Raw genomic sequence first — 2,522 nt, forward strand, 5'->3', positions numbered from 1 at the left:
TTAGCGATCTCTGATTTGCTAAGATGTTGTTCCTGCAATACTTTTCCATAGGATGCACCGCGTGCGCCGAAATGGGTCTCGTCAATAATCAGCAGGTCAATTGGGTACTCAAACACCTCTTTGTGTTTCTCCTTTATATTATCGCCCTGCAAATCCTGCAAAGTGAGGAACAAAGCAACTTTTTTATCCGGATTGGCAAGCGTGTCGGCAATAACCGTCTCGCTCCGTTTTAGCGCTTCGCTGTCAAGATAGTTGTAACCGGCAAAATAGGTATGGCTCTCGACAGTTTTTTTCCACTCCTCTTTTACATCTGCCTTGGCAGATACAATGACGACAAACCGAGCGTCAATCTCCTTGGCACAGCACATCGAGGTAAACGACTTGCCGAATCGCATAACAGCATAGAGCAACAGGTTCGTGCGACCGGCACAAACCGCCTTTTTGAAATTGTCGATAGCCTGTTGCTGGTTGTCGCGCGGAGGGTAATTCTCCGTTCGCTCATATGTCAATGTTTGCGGCAATCTGTCAGGAGAATACAGCGGATATTTTCCGTTTTTTTCGAATGTGCTTTGAATAATATCCGTAACGGCATCCTCCACATCTTCCGGTGTCGCCTCTTTGAAAAACTCTCGGGAGTAATAAGGCAGATTGCCAAATATGTTCGGCTGCAAACGGATTCGTCCTCTCTCTCGCTCCAAGAAAGTATGAACGGCAAAATCGCGAAAGATGGTTTCATCGTCTATCTGGGCAGAATGTTCGTACTGCTGAATCAGATTCGGGAAGATTTTCCGCCACTCATCCAAACGCACCCGCACACCACGTGATGTATCCCCGACTTTCAAATAATTTGGAACGGTTTCCGTTGAGAATGCGTAAATATACGGTTCAACCCGACCGACAATTATATTATCGAGGATTGTTGTATCTATTTTTGACTTTACACCTTCCATACTTACTTTTGTTTAATTAGTGATACAAAAGTTATAACCTTATCTTGGCTCCAATCCATAATCTTGCAGTAAGCCCCATTATGCTTATGCATATCGTTTTTTTGACAACCCTCGCACGTCTGGATTGTTTCGGTCGAATCAAACAGGTTTTGGACCGTAGTCCGAACCGTTCCGCAACTATCCGGCACAACGCATTTCAGCCCGTCCATCTGCCAGATATTCCACGAGATGATATAAGCAATATATAACAGCGATTTGAGTTGCGGTTCGTTGCCGAACTTCGCTTTGTAATAGTCGATAAATGTGTAGAGCAGCGCTTCGCGGGCAAGCACCAGATTATCGCCCTGCCATTCGTAGCCATAGATGCTCATATATGCCATTTGTGCAGCTTTCAGCCATTCGCCCGACGTTTCCGTGTTCTCGCCGACAACACGCAGTTTTCTGTCGAGCAGGCCGATCCGCCACCCGACGGGAATCGGCTCTCCCGTTACCGCATCATACCGGCTGACTAAGTAAGGGGCTTCGCCACAGGTAATTTCGAGTCGGTTTTCCCGGACATAATCGCGCCATGTCCTGCCCTCCGGAAACAGGATTTTTCCGTCGGTCGGAATCCACGAATGTGCCCCGTCGGGATCATCCACCTCCGTATTGAACACGTTGTCCCGACCGAACCAGGCGTTATCGACCAGATTGTTCTGCTTGTTGCATATCCACGACGGGGTGAAGACTTCTGCCATCTCGCGGCTGCGCCGCTGCTGCATGTCGCGGCTTTTGACGGCACGCGGTTTAATGATTCCGCCATTTTTGCCCGTAATGGCCTCTATCGTGATCCGGTCGTCATATCGATAGCCGGCACCCAAATCGGCATAGTTGTTCGTCGCCCAGAAGATGTTGATTTGACGTTCGTCCGTGCTTAAAGTGTGGTCCTTAAGCAGCGCCGCAAGCAATTCGGGTGACCGTCTGAAAATATCATTCTCCCGTATGTCAATTTGAGATTGTGTCATAACCCGGATATGTTTTCCTATTTTCAAATATAGTTACATTATTAAGCTCTATGAAGGTTCATCGAAGATTATTGCTTTGTTGTTTTGGCTGATATAGTCAAAACATTCGTACTTATCTCCACGCAAATGCTCTGGTTGAGACTCTTCATATTTGCGAAAATAGTCGATATTATTCATATAAATAACACCATCGTTAAGCAACGCCTCCAAGTGTTCTTTTTGAGCGAATTTTACTCATCCTTTTATTCAGTTGTCCCATAAAACAAGAAATAGTTCTTCTATTTTGCGTTACTCAATGGCTTCGTGATAATCTTAAAATGAAGTTCATCGTTCACAAAGGTACGATAAATAATTCACACTTAATACGAATCACCTGTCTATAAATCGTCATCGAAATAGTCGTCCAATTCGTCGAGTTCGTCCTGCAAGTCGTCTATTTGGTCTTGCAGTTCATCGTATCGGTCGGAGTATATATCGCATTGCTCCTGACGTTGTTCCAGTTCATCGATACGACGTTCCAACGCCTGCACCTTATCGAAATACTCATCTTCCCGACCATAATCATACG

Annotated in this window: 3 protein-coding genes; all 3 read right to left on the reverse strand. The window is 45.7% G+C overall.

Features of this window, described 5'->3' with window-relative positions:
- On the reverse strand, nucleotides 1–950 hold a 950-nt coding region (locus tag Q0Z70_RS13495), incomplete at its 3' end, for a DEAD/DEAH box helicase family protein (RefSeq protein WP_298075330.1).
- A gap of 2 nt (nucleotides 951–952) precedes the next feature.
- Nucleotides 953–1,954, reverse strand: coding sequence for a restriction endonuclease subunit M (locus Q0Z70_RS13500; RefSeq protein WP_298075332.1), 1,002 nt, complete (start codon nucleotides 1,952–1,954; stop codon nucleotides 953–955).
- A 377-nt stretch (nucleotides 1,955–2,331) separates the two neighbouring features.
- Nucleotides 2,332–2,522 (reverse strand): hypothetical protein (locus Q0Z70_RS13505; protein WP_298075334.1); only part of this gene is annotated, 191 nt, incomplete at its 5' end.

Source organism: uncultured Bacteroides sp., from assembly GCF_947632445.1.
Lineage (GTDB): Bacteria > Bacteroidota > Bacteroidia > Bacteroidales > Bacteroidaceae > Bacteroides.